Annotated in this window: 13 protein-coding genes; 9 read left to right on the top strand and 4 right to left on the bottom strand. The window is 55.8% G+C overall.

Annotation, left to right across the window (positions count from 1 at the left end; translation table 11 throughout):
- Positions 1–34: 34 nt before the first annotated feature.
- The 8 genes from B1C80_RS16945 (at position 35) to B1C80_RS16910 (ending at position 8,698) form a co-directional block, all read left to right on the top strand.
- The gene (locus B1C80_RS16945; protein WP_161492780.1) at positions 35–1,207 is read left to right on the top strand and encodes a M57 family metalloprotease; all 1,173 of its coding nucleotides are present in this window, start codon (positions 35–37) and stop codon (positions 1,205–1,207) included.
- Positions 1,208–1,262: 55 nt separating this feature from the next.
- Positions 1,263–2,435, top strand: a complete 1,173-nt coding sequence (locus B1C80_RS16940; protein WP_161492779.1) for a M57 family metalloprotease — start codon at positions 1,263–1,265, stop codon at positions 2,433–2,435.
- Positions 2,436–2,537: 102 nt separating this feature from the next.
- Complete coding sequence (locus B1C80_RS16935; RefSeq protein ID WP_077922367.1) at positions 2,538–3,671, top strand: M57 family metalloprotease; 1,134 nt, start codon at positions 2,538–2,540, stop codon at positions 3,669–3,671.
- Positions 3,672–3,709: 38 nt separating this feature from the next.
- Positions 3,710–4,921, top strand: a complete 1,212-nt coding sequence (locus tag B1C80_RS16930) for a M57 family metalloprotease (protein WP_077922366.1) — start codon at positions 3,710–3,712, stop codon at positions 4,919–4,921.
- A 27-nt stretch (positions 4,922–4,948) separates the two neighbouring features.
- Positions 4,949–6,136: a M57 family metalloprotease gene (locus B1C80_RS16925; protein ID WP_077922365.1), complete on the top strand. Its 1,188-nt coding sequence runs from the start codon at positions 4,949–4,951 to the stop codon at positions 6,134–6,136.
- 117 nt (positions 6,137–6,253) lie between these two features.
- The gene (locus tag B1C80_RS16920) at positions 6,254–6,619 is read left to right on the top strand and encodes a hypothetical protein (protein ID WP_077922364.1); all 366 of its coding nucleotides are present in this window, start codon (positions 6,254–6,256) and stop codon (positions 6,617–6,619) included.
- Positions 6,620–6,729: 110 nt separating this feature from the next.
- Positions 6,730–7,554 (top strand): hypothetical protein, encoded by an 825-nt coding sequence (locus tag B1C80_RS16915; protein WP_077922363.1) that lies wholly within the window; start codon positions 6,730–6,732, stop codon positions 7,552–7,554.
- Positions 7,555–7,711: 157 nt separating this feature from the next.
- Positions 7,712–8,698 (top strand): DUF6089 family protein, encoded by a 987-nt coding sequence (locus B1C80_RS16910; RefSeq protein WP_236648814.1) that lies wholly within the window; start codon positions 7,712–7,714, stop codon positions 8,696–8,698.
- A gap of 1 nt (position 8,699) precedes the next feature.
- Here the strand turns inward: B1C80_RS16910 and B1C80_RS16905 are convergent, their stop codons facing one another.
- Together B1C80_RS16905 and B1C80_RS16900 are read right to left on the bottom strand one after the other, a co-directional pair.
- Entirely contained in the window at positions 8,700–9,764 is a 1,065-nt protein-coding gene (locus B1C80_RS16905) for an SO2930 family diheme c-type cytochrome (protein ID WP_077922362.1), read from the bottom strand.
- Positions 9,765–9,864: 100 nt separating this feature from the next.
- Positions 9,865–11,067, bottom strand: coding sequence for a parallel beta-helix domain-containing protein (locus B1C80_RS16900; protein ID WP_077922361.1), 1,203 nt, complete (start codon positions 11,065–11,067; stop codon positions 9,865–9,867).
- Between the two features lie 121 nt (positions 11,068–11,188).
- Here B1C80_RS16900 and B1C80_RS16895 point away from each other — a divergent pair, with 121 nt between their 5' ends.
- Positions 11,189–14,878 carry a DEAD/DEAH box helicase gene (locus B1C80_RS16895; protein WP_077922360.1) on the top strand — a complete coding sequence of 1,230 codons (3,690 nt, stop codon included), beginning with the start codon at positions 11,189–11,191 and terminating at the stop codon, positions 14,876–14,878.
- A gap of 612 nt (positions 14,879–15,490) precedes the next feature.
- On the opposite strand, the gene B1C80_RS16890 is transcribed toward B1C80_RS16895, so the two are convergent.
- Both B1C80_RS16890 and B1C80_RS16885 read right to left on the bottom strand, forming a co-directional pair.
- Positions 15,491–17,221, bottom strand: a complete 1,731-nt coding sequence (locus B1C80_RS16890; protein ID WP_077922359.1) for a GMC oxidoreductase — start codon at positions 17,219–17,221, stop codon at positions 15,491–15,493.
- 50 nt (positions 17,222–17,271) lie between these two features.
- A complete protein-coding gene (locus B1C80_RS16885; protein WP_077922358.1) occupies positions 17,272–18,579 on the bottom strand; it encodes an APC family permease in 1,308 nt (435 codons plus the stop codon).
- Between the last annotated feature and the right edge of the window lie 99 nt (positions 18,580–18,678).

Below are 18,678 nucleotides of genomic sequence, written 5' to 3'. Positions count from 1 at the left end.
GCTTTTTCATTACTCACCTTCTAGCCCTACGATTATGCAACCCTCCTTACCGGCCAACTGGTCGTTGACGGGCCTGGTGCTGGCCAGCCTGCTGCTGTTAAACAACGCCTGCCAGCCCGTTACCGACGCCCTGACGCCCCAGGCCGGGCAAGTCGATAACAGCCCGGCCGTACGGGCCTACATCCGCAGCCTGGGCTGCCCTGACTCGCTCATCCACGATGCGGGTGACCACTTCATTGCCGATGGCGACCTGCTGTTTCCCAAAGACATGGCTGTACCGGGCAATGGTGCCCAGGAGGAGCAAACCTATCGCCCTGGTTTTTCAATACACAATGGTGCTATTCAGCGTAATATAAAGGTGGGGGTTGCTGATGTGACATTGAAAAATATTCCTGGAATCGAAGCCTTAGTTAGGAAAGCGATTGCAAACTGGTCACAGAGCCCCCTCGATAACATTACTTTAACGTATTGGGCTAACCCACTCACTGCAAACATAACGATCGGCAGTAATGATTTCGATGTGCCCATAGTGGGGGTGGGTAAATACATTCACGAGCTACCACCAACAAATGGAAACCCGCCTAAAACAATCGTCATAAGCACGAAAAAATTTAACGAGCTGCTGCCCAGTACCAAGTTAGGGTACCTTACACATGCGTTGGGTCATGCGCTGGGTTTCGCGCATACCGATTGGCGGGCCGGAGAAGCCCCGGTGGTTCGGATAATGGGAAGTCCTGCCGTTGATAATGCGTCTATCATGAATAGAATACCGACGGCTACCGCGCCCAGTGGTGCCGACATCAATGCGCTCAGAGTGTTCTATCCGGCTACCGTATACAACATCAAAGTTAACGTCGTCAATAAACCTAATGCCCAAAAAGCCTTCTCGATCAGTCTGAATGGTCCCGTGCACCACATAAAGGGCTTCCTGTTCAGGTATTACATCAACCACAAGATTATATCCAACGGAACGCTTGCGTATAACCCAACCTACGGAACGGGCGAGCAGGGGTATAGCTATGCTCCCAAACCAGCCCCTGCCGCTAACCAGTACACCCTGGAGACCAGACAAATACAGACCTATGGATCAGATATCACCTATAAACAGACCTGGTATCTTCAGTTCAATGTGCGGATAAGATACGCGGATGGAACTCTTGGCCCCTGGTTGGCTCAGGATCAAAAATTCACTGGCGAGTTTAAGTGATCGCCTGACTAGCTGTTGCCCTATTTTCACGAATACCCAACAAAAAACCACTGCTATGAAAACCTCGTTTCTACTTACCAACTGGTCGTTGACGGGCCTGGTGCTGGCCAGCCTGCTGCTGTTAAACAACGCCTGCCAGCCCGTTACCGACGCCCTGGCGCCCCAGGCCGGGCAAGTCGATAACAGCCCGGCTGTACGGGCCTACATCCGCAGCCTGGGCTGCCCTGACTCGCTCATCCACGATGCGGGTGATCACTTCCTGGCCGATGGTGATCTGCTGTTTCCCAAAAACATGGCTTTGTCAGCTAATGGTGTTCAGGAAGAGCAGGCGTACCAAGTTCATGAACAACTCATTTACAATGGAAGCGTCCAGATTCAGATCGGGGTATATATCCATCCCGATTTTAAGAATTCAGCGAAGCCAACAAGATACATTCCCGGCGTCGTAGATCTGGTGACCAAAGCAATTGCCCCATGGAATAGCTTAGGACGCAACCTCGTGCGCACAAAGTTCTACATCGTCAGTGATAGAGCACAAGCCGATATTCTGATAGATCGAGATGAGTCTACGGCAAAGAATGCATCGTTTGGCCAGTATGTGACCGGTACTCCGCCAACGCAGGGAAATCCAGGTAAGCTGGTACTTATACATTACCCGCTATTCAAAGGATTAGATTATACCTTCAAGGTAGCCGCCCTTAGTCACGCGTTTGGGCATTGTTTGGGTTTAGTACATACTGATTGGAAAAAATGGTCGAATGAGCTGCCCGCCCTGCAAGTGCCCGGTAGCCCGGTGGTTGACAATCTGTCTATAATGAACCGACTGGCCGATTTTACGACCCCTAGTGATGGTGATATAAACGCCCTCAGAGTCATGTACCCTGCTACGGCCTACGGCTTTAAGTTAAGCTCCGCCTACGAGGCCTTCTCGAACTCATCCCCAGTGTTGTTAACCTGGCGAGGTCCCTTGCACAAAGTCAAAGGCTTCGACGTGGCGTATAGCGCGCTGGGCAACCCTACCGGTGATGGGGTCTATGCGCCTATCACGTTCAAAGCTGGCAACGTGAGCTACTCGAGGATTTTGTTCCGGTTTAAACGGCCGGCAAATGTGGATCCCAATGCGTACAAACCCCAAGTGCGGACTTACCGGGTTCGAGTCAGGACACGCTATTCGGATGGTTCGGTCGGCAACTGGTCACCCGTCACCCCGCTGAATATTACCCTCTAAAGTGACCGACGGGAATAGCTGCTACTGCCATTTGAAGGCGGCCGCAGGAGCTATTTGCTGGCTAGCCAGCGCTTACCGCATCGTGTTTCAAACCCTAGGGCTATGAAGGCTTTTGTATCATCTACCCGGTGGTTGCTTACTGGCTTACTGATAGCCAGCCTGCTGGTGTTGAGCAATGGGTGTCAGCCCGTCACGGACTCGCTGACGCTCCAGGCCGGGCAGACTGAGAACGGGGGGGCTGTACGGGCCTACATCCGGAATTTGGGCTGCCCCGACTCGCTCATTGAGGACAAAGGCGACCACTTCATCGCCGATGGAGATATGCTGTTTAATAAAAACATGGCTGTACCAGACCTGGCCGATAGTATTGGTCCGCAGGAAGAGCAGGCCTATAGGCCTACATTTGGGTTAATTCATTCGGTCAGAAGGCAGCGGGAAGTTCGGGTTATCGTTCACCCCGCCATAAATGATTACGTGGATGAAATTAGCGCAGCTTTTCAAAAATGGAACAGCACAGGCAGCACCATTTTTTTTAAAATGGTAAACGGAGCGCGTCCGTTTGATATAGCTATCAAGCCTGCAAACGCTCAGGGAATTCCGTTAATGGAAGCAATGTATGCATACGCCCAATACCCGCAGGCTGGGTTGCCCGGTAATTTGGTTATTGTAAACCTGGCAAACTTTAGAACGCTCTCCAGAGCCAGGCAAATCAGTACATTGGCCCATGAACTGGGCCATACGCTTGGGTTGGCTCACACGAACTGGCAAGCTCTACGTGAAAGGGGATTTACTTATATAGCTGGTACACCGGTCAATGATCCTGCTTCCATTATGAATGGAGTTGGAGTGGGGGTACCCTTCGGTTTTCCCAATGCCATCTCACCCAACGACGCCAGAGCGCTGCGGATCCTCTATCCCAAAGTCCCCTACAATATCAGACTCAGCTGGCTCAACCCCACCACCCTGCGCATCAGCTGGTCGGGGCCTCTGCACCCCGTCAAGGGGCACTACGTCAAGGTGACGCCTGTAGACATGGAAGGCAACGGCATTCCCCGCACCATCTGGGTAGGGGGTAACCAGACTAGTTGGGATGTCAACGCAGCCAACCCGGCCTGCCAGTGTTTGGCCGCCAGCATGTACGAGGTGGAGCTACAGACGGTTTATAACGACGATGCACCCCCGGGCGCGCTGTCGCGCTCGGCCTGGACGGACACGGCTATACTTTATGCTCGCTGAGTCGCCTTTTTCATCAATCCATATTTAACCCTACGACTATGCAAAAATGTTTACCAGCCACCAGCTGGTTGTTGACGGGCCTGCTGGCCGTGAGCCTGCTGCTCGCCAACGGCTGCCAGCCGGTTTCTGATCCGCTAGCCCCCCAGGTCAACAGCAGTGGGGCCGTACGGGCTTACATCCGCAGCCTGGGCTGCCCCGACTCGCTCATTGAGGACAAAGGCGACCACTTCATCGCCGATGGAGATATGCTGTTTAATAAAAACATGCCGTTACCGGCCAATGGAGCCCAGGAAGAACAGGCTTACGAGAGCCTGAATCAACTGATTTACAATGGAAAAGCTCAGGAACGTGTTTGGGTGTATATCCACCCCGAATTGATCGCCCCAGGTAATAAACAATACATCCCCGGTATTGTAGACCTGGTAACCAAAGCCACCACTCAGTGGAATAATGCAGGATACAACCCTGTGACCAAGAGCAACCTGGTACGCACGAAGTTCTATATCACCAAAAACAACATGCCAGGTGTTGTTCATATAGTTCGTGACGAAGCTGTTACAACAGGTATGTCCTATGGTCCGTATGCAACGGGTTCTCCACCATCACTAGGCCACCCGGGAGAACTGTTAATTATTCATTACCCAAAATTTAAGATGTTACTGCATAAGAATCAAATAGCTGCTCTAACGCATGAATTTGGGCATTGTTTGGGCTTAGTACACACTGATTGGAAAAAATGGACGCGTGAGATACCGGGTCTTCAAATTCCGGGCAGCCCTGCCGTTGATAATGCGTCTATCATGAATAGAACACCGACGGCTACCGCACCCAGTGCCGCCGACATCAATACGCTCAGGACGTTGTATCCGGCTACCGTATACAACATCAAACTCAGCGTCGTCAATAAACCTAATTCCCAAAAAGCCTTCTCGATCAGTTTGAATGGTCCCGTGCACCACATAAAGGGCTTCCTGTTCAGGTATTACATCAACCACAAGGTTATATCCAACGGAACGCTTGCGTATAACCCAACCTACGGAACGGGCGAGCAGGGGTATAGCTATGCTCCCAAACCAGCCCCTGCCGCTAACCAGTACACCCTGGAGACCAGACAAATACAGACCTATGGATCAGATATCACCTATAAACAGACCTGGTATCTTCAGTTCAATGTGCGGATAAGATACGCGGATGGAACTCTTGGCCCCTGGTTGGCTCAGGATCAAAAATTCACTGGCGAGTTTAAGTGATCGCCTGACCAGTTGTTACCTATTTTCATGAAAAACTATCTAAAAGCGGCTTGTATGCACACATCCTTATCCCTGCAGGGCTGGTCGTTGACCGGCCTGGTGCTGACCGGCCTGGCGGTGCTCATCAATGGTTGCCAGCCCGTTACGGACTCGTTGAGGCCCCAGGCCACACAGGCCGACAAGAGCCAGGCGGTGCGGGCCTACATCCGCAGCCTGGGTTGCCCCGACTCACTCATCCACGACGCGGGCGACCACTTTGTGGCCGATGGCGATATGCTGTTTGCCAAGAATATGACCCTGCCAAGCCCGGCTAACGTGAGTGACACTCAGGAGGAACAGGCTGCATTATCTGGAATTCCTATGATTGCAAATGGAAAGCGACAGCAAAATATTCGAGTGCAATTAGAGCAACCCCTGAGCGGTTATGACACTGAACTGGCAGAAGCTTGTAGAATCTGGAATGCTTCGAACAGCAGGATTCGCTTTCGGGTAGTTCGGCCTCCGAATGACTACGACATCATGATTAGGGTCAAAGCTGATATATCAAAAGTTGGTAAAGAGATCATCGCTTATGCTGAAAAAAGAGTCTCCAGTCGTAATGAACTCCCCCATAATACAATTAGTGTAAATATGAATAATTTTTCCCGTCTTGATCTTCCTAAACGAATACATACTTTGGCCCATGAATTGGGGCATACGATCGGCCTTGCCCATACTGACTGGCAAGCAGTCAGCCCTAGACACCAGGAACTACACCTGGTTGGTACCCCAGTTATTGACCTGGCATCTATCATGAATGGCTCTCTATCGAACGGCTGGCCTACCAAACTTTCGCCTAGCGATAAAAAAGCGCTGGGCATCATCTACCCCACGCATCCCGGAAAAGTTACCGCAAAATGGTCGTCCCCCACATCTACCACAGTAATAATCAATTGGGAAGGGCCGATGCATCGCGTCAAGGGCACTAATATCATCATAAGGCCCATCGGTGTGGATGGTTTTCAATGGCCCGTTATTCGTCATTATCAACCATCCTCTGCCCTTGTGCGTGTCAAAAACGCGCTCGCTTTAGATATCCGGAACGTGACCTGCCGTTGCCTGGTGGGTACTCTTTATGAGATTAGTGTCCAGACGGTCTACATGGATGATGTGCCGTTGCCAGGACAACAGTCAAGGTCACTTGAATCCGCGACAGTCTTCTTGCAATCACATTGAGCGGCTCCAGGGCCAAATAGACGATACCTGGGTGATAGCCCCCACTTTGCCTGCGTTTTCGAAGGGGCCAGGCTAGCTGTCAACCCACTGTTATGAACCCCGACAAACCCCACTGCTATGCAAACACCTTTACCCCTGCTGGGCTGGGCATTGACAGGCTTGGTGCTGGCCGGTCTGGCGGTGCTCATCAACGGCTGCCAGCCCGTTACGGACTCGTTGAGGCCCCAGGCCACAGAGGCCGACAAGAGCCAGGCGGTGCGGGCCTACATCCGCAGCCTGGGCTGCCCCGACTCGCTGATCCAGGACGCGGGTGATCACTTCATCGCTGATGGGGATATGCTGTTTTCTAAGTTGAAGGATCCGAGGTGCGGGTGCTTTGTGGCCGGTATGTACGAGATCGAAGTCCAGACGGTGTACACCGATGATAGTTTAATTCCATCGAGGTCAGACTGGTCGGATACCGCTCTTCTATATAGCCGCTGAGTTTTCATTGATATATCCATGACGCCAGCGTATTGGCGTCACCAGCGTTTACCTACTCATTCTGCTTCTCTGTCAATTACATATCTGCTAAACCCAAACCTGTACTACCCATGAAGTGGCCGATTTACAAAATACTTTTGATAGGATTACTGCCGCTTGTTACCAGCCAGTCAATCGTTGCGCGAACACTCGGTGTGGACCATCGGGCGCTCATTGAAAAGCTGGTAATCAGCCAGGCCTTTCGGGACTTTGCCGATAACGCCTGGGCGCTTGTTCTGTATAAGCAAAGGCATCAACAGGCTCAGACCAAGGCTAGCCAGGCTGCTGAGCAGATCCGGATCAGTGTGCTGCTCGACCATCCGGAATATCTGCTGACCTCTCAGAAAGATGAACTGGCGCGCGCGGCTGGTTACTCCAGCTGGGAAGCGTACCAACAGAGCATAGTTGCCACACTGTCGTCTAGGGATCGACTGCTGGCTGATTTTCCGGAGTTGCACACACTGCCGCAGCCGGAGGCCGAGTCGGTGCTGGGGGCCGCTTTCAGCCGGCTGCTGGAATCAGGGGCACTCATAAAAGCTCAGGATTATGTCGATTGTATTTACAGCGCTGAAGTCAATCAGGCAAATTGTCTATACGGTGCTGCTTCAACGGTACCAGCAAAAAAGGTTTTAATTGCTTGTTTGGCTGCTTCCTCACTCGCAACGTTGTATTACACATTCAGATTAACGGCCAGGGCACGTGAACCCTTTAATCGAATAGTGCTTACAGACCCAAACCTCCGATTTTCGATAGATAACCATCTGTCCAAACTTATCTTAATGGATGGTGTAGGTTGCTTAGGCATAGGTCTCCTGGTCGGCGGTATAGCTTCGGCTGTGAAGAAAACAAGCTGCATCACTACCTATGAAAAAGCCGTTAACGCCTGCGCCAGATAAGCTCTGTTAGCTGTTAAGCCGCATTATAAGCCATTTTGTAGTCATTGATGTAGCCTGAACGGTGTTAGTTCGTCTTTAGGAGAAAACAATCGGGCATATGAGGGGCACATCTGTTAGGTACGTTTACCTACGACACTATTTACTTAATCGCTTAGTAATGAAATTTTTTAGGTATAGCTGTTTAGGCTTTGCAGGCATAGCATGGTTCGTAGGGTTTGGGGCCAATTGTCTGGCTCAGTCAGGCTCCACGTTTAAGCCCTACTCGACCATTTCGGCGGGCGCTGGCACATCGACCTACCTGGGCGAACTGGCTGCCTTGCTTCCTAAAGCGCTGGTGACGTTGCCACGCTATAATCTGACGGTTGGCTACGCCCGCCAGCTTACCCCTAAGCTGGCGGCCCGGGCTAGCTTCACCTGGGCCCGACTGGTGGGCGATGACTATACCTACAGTCTGGATAACCCAGCCACTTATGCCTTTGCGTACGTTCGCAACCTGCACTTTCGGAATGATGTGAAGGAGCTGGCCCTGACGGGGGTGTATAACCTGGTGCCCGATGGCCACACGGCTAACCGAAGAGCCGCGTATACGCCTTACGTGTTTGCGGGCATTGCGCTGCTGGCCCATAACCCGAAAGCACTAACGCCCGTCGACCCCTACGATCCCTATACAAACCCGCAGCGGTGGGTCGACTTGCAGCCTTTAGGTACAGCAGGCCAGGGGCAGCCCGACGCCAAACAACTATACCCGCTCCTGACGGCTAGTATTCCGGTGGGCGTTGGCTTCCGGTACAAGCTTAATGACCAGATTAATCTTGGCTTCGAGATCGGTGTTCGCTATACGCTGACTGATTATCTGGATGACGTGGCCAATGATGATTCCTACCCTGATTTTTCAAACCTATCCGAACTGGGCATACTGATGAGCGATCGGCGGCAGGAGTCGAACGCAGCCCGGCACTATGGCAACCCGGACCGGTATTCCATTTTATTTGATCTGATGGATACTAATCAAACCCCATTCGAAACCATTCAGCGAACGGCGCCCGGCGAATCGAGCGGTACGGATAAATATCTGTTGACTACGTTCTCCATCCAGTACATCATACCGGGGCGGGTCAGGTGTCCGGTTCCGCGAAAACGGTAATTCATCTGGATTGTACCGGCGTCTGGTTGTTCATGGCCCGAATCCACTCGCGTATGAGCGCTACGCCTTCGCGGTGGGTGACTTTACGGGCTACTTCTGGCATCATCACGCCAGGGTCCGTCGACTCCATCCGGTAGACCAGAATAGACTCGTCGGGTTGGCCGGGTACAATATCGAACTGCCGCCCGCCCGAGCCGCGTCCGGCGGCTACCGGCGTTTTCTGCACTCCCCAGGCGGTTGGGTTCGTTTCGGTATGGCGCAGATTCAGGCCCGAGGTGCTGGCTGGCCCGTCGGGGCGGTGGCAGTGGGCGCAGTTGATGTCGAGCCAGGCGCGGGCCCGCGCATCCAGGCTCCCCGTTGCGGGGTCGTTCCAGACCGGCGTTTTCGGCACGCTGGCCAGCGCGGGCAGATCCGTCAGCAGGCCGTGCTGCTGCCAGTAGGTGAGCTGGTTGGCTGTGCCGTCGGCGTAGGTCAGGTTGCCGTTGAGCTGCCGCGCCGACGGGCCGATGGGCATCAGCGTTTCGTTGCGGTTGTGACAGCCTTTACACTGGTTCAGGTTGGGCATCACGTACAGCTGGCGGTGATTTTTGCCGCTGGCATCCGTATAGACAACGCTTGTCTGCTCCCCGGCTACTTCGAGGGTGGCGTCGGTCTGATCGGCGTTCCAGACGTATTCGAGGGCTTTCCAGCCCGTTGCTTCGTGGACCAGCAACCGGGTTTCGAGCAAACGACGGCCTTTGTCGGGCTGGCGAAAATCGGTCGGGAAATAAAACGTCTTGATCAGCACCGTACCGACCGGAAAAGCCAGCACGTCGTCGGGCGTATACGGCACCGACTGGCCGGCGGGCAGCCGAACGAACCGTAGTTTTTCGGCATAATCGGAAAACAGCGGGGTGTTGAGCCGATAGGGAACAACCCCGGCCGCTGGTTGCTGATCGGCGATAGTACCCGTAAAAAAGCCCCAGGCCGAGAGGCTTTCCGGTGCTGCTCCAGCCGGGTAGTCCTGCCTGATGGTAAAGGCAACCGACAACAAAAAAACACCGATCGATAGGAGAAGGCCTTTCATAGGGCGAGGGAGTAAGCGTTTGTTGGTTTTATTATCCCGCCGGTACGCCGGTGCGGCATGACAAAAAAGACGACCAGGCGTCGTTCAGCTCTGACGGGCGTTACCGCCCCAGGCTCAGCTTCGCATCGGCGAGGGGTTTGAGTTCGCAGTTGTGCTTCGACAGATCACGCGACATGGTCCTGAAGTTATTGGCCACGTCCATATTGGCAAACGTAGCGCCCGTATTGTTGCGCAGGCAGATGTCCATCGTGGCCGGTTGGGCATAGCTGTTGTCGGTGATGCCATCCCATAAAATATCGGGCACGTCCTTGCCGAACTTGAGCTTGAAGCGGAACATCATGCCCATACGGCCTTTGCGGGTGGGGTAGCCGCGTTGCCGCCGGTACAGGTTGTCGTGGATGCTGATACGGGTCGGGTAGGGGTAATAGGCTTTGTCGGCAATGGGGTTTTCGGTCATATAGTAGCTGATGATACCCGTACCGATGCTCTTGTTGTTGATAATCTGGTTCTCGAAAATCTCGACCTGGTTCGTGGCCAGAATCAGCATGCCCGTACCGGCCGCCACCCGCGCCACGATGTTGCCTTTGGGCGCGAAATTGTCGAAGTTGTTGTTCTGAATCGTGTTTTTGTAGACCCTCACGTTGCCGCCCCGTTTCTGTACCAGATCGGGCAGGTCGAACACCAGAATACCGCCCGTATTGTCGTGCGCGTTATTTTCGTAGACATCGGCCATCAGCGAATTCTCGATCTCGATACCGGCTACGTTATGGTGAGCTTCGCACTGGCGCACCACGATGTTTTTCGACTGACCCACGTAGATGCCCGCGTCGGAAGCTCCGATGGCCGTACAGCGTTCGATCAGCACGTTCTGGCACTGCACCGGGTAGAGGCCATACGAGCCGTTGGTAGGGCCGGGCTTGCCCGTCCACTCGACCTTTACGTTCCGAAACGTGATGCCGTTTACGTTCATCGTTTTGATGCAGTCACCTTTGGTATCCTGAATCGTCAGGTCTTCGATAACGATGTTCTGCCCGTTGCTGACGCGTAAGCCTTCGGCCCCGTCGGTCTGGCCTTTGAACGACAGAATGGTTTTGTCCATACCCCGCCCGCGGATGACGATGTTTTTCTTGTCTTCGAGCGACAGGCTGCCGCTGAAGGTGAACGTACCCTCGTCGAGCTGGATCGTAGCGCCGTCGTCGCTCAGGATAAGCTGTTTCTGAATGGCCTTCTGGACCGCTGGCTGGGCCACTGCCGACGTGACCAGCAGGGCGTAAACGATCAGGATACCGAACAACGTTTTCATAGAAGTAGTTGATATAGGGTTAGTGGCAATCCGTTCCATGACGTGAAAAAGCGTTACGCTATCCGAAGCGCGAATCTGCTACTTTTATACCCAATTGCATACGCTAACTATCAAGTAACTCATGGCCGAACGCATTAGCTACGGCAAGACGTGGTGGGGGCAGCAGTGGCTCAACGCCCTAACCCGGATTGACGACGCCAACCGGCTGCCACGTGGTAAAACCTACGCCAACAAAGGGGCGGTACAGGGGCTGAAAATCGATACCAATCAGATCAGCGCTTCCGTAAAGGGAACCAAGCCCCGGCCCTACAAAGTAAAACTGACCGTACCGCTGTTTACCGGGCAGGAGCGCGACTGGCTGCTGACCGAGATTGGCGATAACCCGGCTATTCTGGCGCAGCTGCTGAACCGGCAACTGCCCGAAGAGCTGGTGCAGTTTGCCCAGACGCGCCAGATTACCCTGTTCCCCGAATCGTTCGACGATCTGGGGATGGGCTGCTCATGTCCCGACTATGCCATTCCCTGCAAGCACCTGGCGGCTGTGGTGTATGTCATCGCCAACGAGATTGACCGCAATCCGTTTCTGGTTTTTCAGCTGAAAGGGCTCGATATCCTGGCCGAACTGAAAGATCAGCAGGGCGACGTGCTGAGCGGAGGTATGGAGGCCGTGCTGCTGCTGCGCGACCTCGGCACCGACGACCTGCCCGACGATGAGGACTGGAAACCCGACGAAGCAACCCGGAGCCTGCTCGACTTCGGTACCATTCCGCCCCTGGCCGATCAGCTACTCGATCTGTTGCAGCCCGAGGTTACCTTCACCAAAAGTGATTTCAAGAAGTCGCTCGCCAGGGCGTATAGCCTGTTCAGTAAGCCCGTCGTCGACCAGCCGGGGCGGGGCCGCTCCGTTACCCGACACGCCCGTCCGAACGGTCAGGCTAAACCGGCGCCCGACGCCGGGCATCCCGACCCCAGCGACAGCATCGAGCTACAGCTCGATGAATTGATGGAGATCAAAAAGATCGGCGTCTTCACTGAGCATGGCGAACAGCGGTCCTTTAGCGAGTATGACCTGGCCGACCTGACCAGCTGGCTCGATACGCTCACCGAAGCCGATTTTGCCGAGATGAGTGATTCGGTACGGGCGCTCTATCTGGCCCATCAGTTTTCGGCCGCGCTGCTGCGCCGGGGTGCCGTAGTGCCGCAGTTGCTGTGTCTGGGTGTCAAAGAAGATCAGTACCGGGTGCGGTGGATGCCCGCTACGCTCAACGAAGCTGTGCGGCAGCAGACCGACCTGCTGGCGGCTCAGCTGCCTCCGCTGCTGCTGACCATGCGCTGGCAGAAAGAATGGCTGGCGCTGCCCGGTCGCGAGCAGGTACTGATGCTCTGTTCGCTGCTCATGCGCCCGACCATCCATGCCTCGACCGTTGAACTCTGGGAGCGCTGGCCGCTCGAAGACGCCGACCGTTTGTTTTTCGGCGTCGAAACGGTTCGGTTCGAAGGGTTCGGGAAACGCGAGATGCCGCTGGCCATGCAGTTATGGCTGAACGATTTCTTCCTGACCCACAAACGGTTCGTGCCGATCCTGGCCGTGGAAGAGTCGGAACTCAGCGACGAGTTCCGGGTCAGCCTGCTCATCCGCGATAACGAGGCCGTTGCCGAAGCGCCACCCGCCGACGTAGCCAAAAAAACGAGCCGATCCCCCAAAAAAGCCGCTGCGGCCCTGTCGGTCGTGCCGCCCATTCCGCTGCACGAGATTCTGAACGATCGCAGACACGCGGGGATCCGGATGGCCGTTTTGCAGGATTTGCTCGTTTTGTCGAGGCATTTTCCCGATCTGGCTCAGCTCACCAAAACCGACGGCGGCTCCCGGCCCGACGCGCTGTTCTACAAACCCGACGAGTTCGTGAAGGTGCTGCTCGAAGCCCTGCCCCGCATGCAGCTGCTCGGTATTTCGCTGCTGTTGCCGAAGTCGCTCCGGCATTGGGTGAGGCCCTCGGCGGGTGGGCGGCTTCGTCCCAAAACCAAAGGGTCGGTGTCGAACCCCTCGTTCATGCGCCTGGACGATATGCTGACCTTCGACTGGCAGGTAGCCCTGGGCAGCGAGATGGTCAGCGTGAAGGAGTTTCAGAAGCTGGTCAGTAACTCGACCGGGCTGGTCAAGATCAAAGACCAGTACGTACTGATCGATCCCGACGAGCTCAACAAGCTCTACAAACAACTCGACAACCCGCCCGAACTAACCGGGGCCGACATGCTGCGGGCGGCTCTGTCGGAAGAATACAAAGGCAACCGGTTAGGCCTGGGCGACGATGTGCGCGAGATTATCCGGCAGTTTACCAATACCGAAGCCCAGCCACTCCCCAACGCGCTCAACGCCAGCCTCCGGCCCTATCAGCAGCGGGGCTACGACTGGCTCGTGAAAAATACGGCCCTGGGCATGGGAAGCCTGCTGGCCGACGATATGGGCCTGGGCAAAACCCTGCAGGTGATTGCGCTGCTGCTGCGGTTCCGGCAGGAAGGCCGCTTCAGGAAACAGAAAGGGCTGGTTGTGTTGCCAACCACGCTGCTGACCAACTGGCAGAAAGAAATAGCCCGGTTTGCGCCCGATCTGAAGCCGCATATCTACCACGGTCCCGGCCGGAAACTTCCCGACGAAAACGCCCCGTACGACCTGCTGCTGACTACCTACGGCGTGGTGCGCTCCGACCTCGAAAAGCTGAAGAAGACGACCTGGGCCACGATCGTTATCGATGAAGCGCAGAACATCAAAAATGCCGATACCGAACAGACCAAAGCCGTTAAATCGCTGAAGGCTCCCATCCGGATCGCGCTCAGCGGCACGCCGGTCGAGAACCGGCTGTCGGAGTTCTGGAGCATCATGGATTTCGTGAACAAAGGCTACCTCGGCGGACTGACCAAGTTCAACGAAGACTTCGGCAAACCCATTCAGCAGGAGCGCAACCATCAGAAGCTCGATCAGTTCAGGCGGGTTACCAGCCCGTTCCTGCTCCGGCGCGTCAAGACCGACAAAACCATCATCAGCGACCTGCCCGATAAAATCGAGAACAACCAGTACTGCTCACTCACGCCCGAGCAAACGGCGTTGTACGAGAGCGTTGTGCAGGAGAGCATCCGGGCTATCGAAGACAAGGACGGCATGGCCCGGCGCGGGCTGGTTCTTAAGCTGATGACGGCGCTCAAACAAATCGGCAACCACCCGCATCAGTACCTCAAGGAAGGACAGGCCACCAAAGGCAATCGTAACGCCGGCCCGTCGGATCCGGCGCTGTCGGGCAAAGCCACGCTGCTGCTCAACCTGCTCGAAACGATCTACGCCAACCACGAGAAAGTGCTGATTTTCACCCAGTACTACGAGATGGGGATGTTGTTGCAACAGTTCATTCAGCAGGCCTTCGGGCAGGAGCCCCTGTTTCTGCACGGCGGCACCACCCGACCCGACCGCGACCGCATGGTTGAGCAGTTTCAGAACAACCGTTCCGACCACACCTTCATTCTATCCCTGAAAGCGGGCGGAACGGGCCTCAACCTGACCCAGGCCAATCACGTCATCCATTATGACCTCTGGTGGAACCCCGCCGTAGAAGCCCAGGCCACCGACCGGGCCTTCCGGATCGGGCAAACCAAAAACGTGCTGGTCTACCGCCTGATGAACCAGGGCACGCTCGAAGAAAAAATCGACGCCATGATCCGGTCCAAAAAAGAACTCGCCGACCTCAGCGTAAAAACCGGCGAAACCTGGATCGGCGACCTCAGCGACGAGGACCTCAAAGAGCTGGTCAGTTTGGGATAATACATACGGAACATCGTTCATGCCGCGCGTTATTCCCAGGAGTTCGCCATCCATCCCAGGCCCGTCAGGGCCATCACAGCGCAGCGTCGATAGCATCATCGGTTGTCGAGGTCATCCCTGGCCCGTCAGGGCCATCACAGCGTAGCGTCGGTAGCGGGTAGCAAACGTACGGGATCAGTCGTGGCCCGTTAGGGCCAAAACAGCGCAGCGTCGGTAGAAAACAGCCCTGTGAGAGAGAAACAGGCGCCGTCAGGTACCTGACCTGTTATGTACCCGACGCCACCTGGCTTTCGACGGGGGCCGGTCCCATGATGCTACCGACGCTACGCTGTGATGTACCTGACGGTACATTGTATTTGCTGCCCCCGAATGATGCTACCGACGCTGCGCTGTTATGTACCTGACGGCACATTGTATTTGCTGCCCCCGAATGATGCTACCGACGCTACGCTGTTCTGGCCCTAACGGGCCGGGGTTGACCTGTACCTGCTACCACCGACGCTGCGTTGTGATGGCCCTAACGGGCCGGGGTGATCTGAATGTCTGTTACCTGCTCGACGCTGCGCTGTATGGGCCCTGACGGGCCGGGGTTGATTTTGGACGTCTGTGATTCTAACGGGGGATGTCGCCCCGTTTCAGGGCTTTGACGGCATAGTCGGCGGCCCGCGCGGAGAGGGCCATGTAGGTCAGGGATGGATTCTGGCAGGGCGATGAGGTCATGCAGGCGCCGTCGGTGCAGAACACGTTGTTGACGAGGTGATGCTGGTTGAACCGGTTAAAAACCGAATTTTTGGGGCTGGTGCCCATTCGGGCGGTTCCCATCTCGTGAATGCTCAGCCCCGGATGCGCCTGGCTGTCGAAGCCGCTGATGTTTGAGAAACCGGCTTTTTCCAGCATCAGTACCGCCTGCTCCTGCGCATCCCGGCGCATCAGGGTTTCGTTTTCGCGGTAATGAACGTCCATCTTCAGAACGGGCTGGCCCCATTTGTCGGTTTGTTCGCTCGTCAGGTACACCCGGTTGTCTTCGTAGGGCAGACATTCGCCAAACGCATCGAGGGTTACTTTCCAGCTGCCAAACTGGGTGGCTTTGGTTTTGAAGTCGGCACCGAACCCCTCTTCCCGATAAGCATGCTCCCAGTTTTCGCGGTTGGTATAGACTTCAAACCCGTAGCCGCGCCGGAACGGTTGCCGGTCGGTGCCCAGGTTCCGGAAGCGCGGAATGTACAGCCCGGCGGGGTGGCGGCCGTAGTAGTATTTATCGAGATCGCGGTCGTAGTCGGCGGTGGCGCCCACGTGAAAATGGTGGTCCATCAGATTACGGCCCAGCTGACCGCTTTCGTCCATACCCGTTGGAAACCGGTTCGAGCGGGAGTTCATCAGGATATAGGTCGAGCCCAGCGCCGATGCGTTCAGGAAAATGATACTGGCCGAAAACTCGAGCCATTCGTGGGTTTGCTCGTCGATGACCCGCACGCCCGTGGCGCGGCCCTTACGTTCGTCGTAGATGATGGAGTTAACAATGGAATGGGGCCGTACCGTCAGGCGGTTGGTCCGCCGGGCGGCTGGCAGCGTGGCCGACTGGGTGCTGAAATACGCCCCGTACGGACAGCCGCGCATGCAGAGATTACGAAACTGACATTTGGCCCGGCCCAGCGCCATCTGTTGGGCCGTAGGGGCGGTCAGGTGGGCCGCCCGCGCCGAAATCACCTTGCGGTCGGGAAACTGGGCGTTGACGCTCTGCCGCAGGTGGGCTTCGAGACAGTTGTCGGGCAGGGGCGGCTGAAACTGGCCGTCGGGCAGGTGGGGCAGCCCATCGCGGGAGCCGGCAATACCGGCAAATTTCTCGACGTAATCGTACCAGGGGGCAATGTCTTTGTAGCGAATGGGCCAGTCGGTCGCGATGCCTTCTTTGGCGTTGGCTTCAAAATCGAGGTCGGAGAACCGAAACGAGTACCGCCCCCACATCAGCGACTTGCCGCCTACGTGATAGCCCCGAATCCAGTCGAACGGTTTTTCTTCGACGTAAGGGTTTTCCAGGTCGTTGACAAAATGATGGTGCGTAGCCTCGGTAATGGTAAAGCCCGTCCGGTTCTGAACCGGGTACTTGGCCAGCAGCTCGGGCGGCATCTGCTGGTTGCGGTGCGGAAACTCCCAGGGCGCTTTGGTGGCGGTATGGTAGTCGGAAACGTGTTCGATCATGCGGCCCCGTTCGAGCAGAAGCACGTTCAGCCCTTTTTCGCACAGTTCTTTGGCCGACCAGCCACCGCTGATGCCGGAGCCGACAACGATAGCATCGAATTTTTTACCCTTGGGAATCGGGGGCTGGGCAGTTGGGCGGTTCATGCGGAAAAAGGATAAGGACCGTTTTTGACAGTGACGTACAGACTACGAATTTACGACCGGATCACGAGTCGGTAAATAGGGTAGCTCACGATAATGAAGCCAACGGCGTAGAGGCTGCTCGAAAAGTCGCCGATGACAACGCCCGCCAGAAAAGCCAGCGACGCAATCAGCAGCGACCAGGTTGAGAACGGGTAACCCCAGGCCCGCACCGGGCGCGCCAGGTCGGGTTCCGTATGCCGCAGCCGGATCAGGGCCGCAAAACACGACGCGTAACAAAGCACGAAGAAGAAAGTCGCAATATCGGAGAGCTGATTATACGTGTTGGTCAGGATCATGGCTACCGACGTCAGCGCCGTGACCACCACCGCGTAGGCCGGTGTACCTCCGCTGTTTACGTACGTGACGAAGGGAAAAAACAACCCGTCGCGACCCATAGCGAAAATAACCCGCGGGTTAAACATCATCTGCGCGTTGATAATACCCAGGATGGAAATCATGAGCAGGAACGTGACGACCTGCGCGCTGCCTGGCCCCAGCAGCACCTGTACTGCATCGGCCGCTGCGAGCTTGGACCCCGCCAGGGTCGATACGGGCAGCACGTACAGCAGGGCCACATTGACCAGAATATAGATGCCGATAATCAGCAGCACCCCGCTTACCATCGAGCGGGGCAGGTTGCGGCTCGGGTTTACGTCTTCTTCGGTAAAGTAGGCCGCTGTATGCCAGCCATCGTAGGTGTAAAAAACCGATTGCAGCGCCGAAAGTACCCCCAGCCAGACACCTCCCTGAGCAACCGTCCGGACCGACTCGGTCGAGACAACGACCGGCGTCTGGGGCGTAACGGCGAAGCACAGAATCACGAACGCCAGCAGCCCCACGGCTTTGAGCAGGCTCATGACCTCCTGGGCGCGGCTGGCCGACCGAACGCCCAGCCAGTGAAACCCCACAAACGCGACCAGCACACCAATGGCCACGGCTTTCTGGTAGTTGGCCAGCGTTGGGATCAGCAGCGCCAGGTATTCGCTCATGACGGCGGCTCCGAAAGCCATGGCCGACACGCTGCCCAGCCAGGCACTGATGCCGATCACAAACCCCACGTAGTTGCCGAAGGCCCGCCGGGCGTATACGTACCAGCCCCCGGCTTTCGGAACCATGGTGCCCAGCTCGATGACCGACAGCGACCCCACCAGCGCATACAGCCCTACGATCAGCCAGACGGCGATAATCAGCAATGGACTGCCAACGGCTTCGGCAATGGGACCGGGCTTGCGCAGAATACCGGTGCCGATGGTACCGCCAATGGTAACGGCTATGCCGAAGCCGACGCCGAGAAGTTTCTTGAGCTGGTTTTGGGCCATGTACGTGCTTTTTTTGACGGTTAGTTCGATTGGTTATGGGCTAATCAACACCGTCTGCGGTGGGTCAGGAGCGTATAGCTTACTGTACAATGATAATGA

The organism is Spirosoma sp. 209 (assembly GCF_002006735.1).
GTDB lineage: Bacteria > Bacteroidota > Bacteroidia > Cytophagales > Spirosomataceae > Spirosoma > Spirosoma sordidisoli.
Note: the sequence above shows the minus strand (reverse complement) of the source record. Positions and strands in the feature narration are given on the sequence as shown.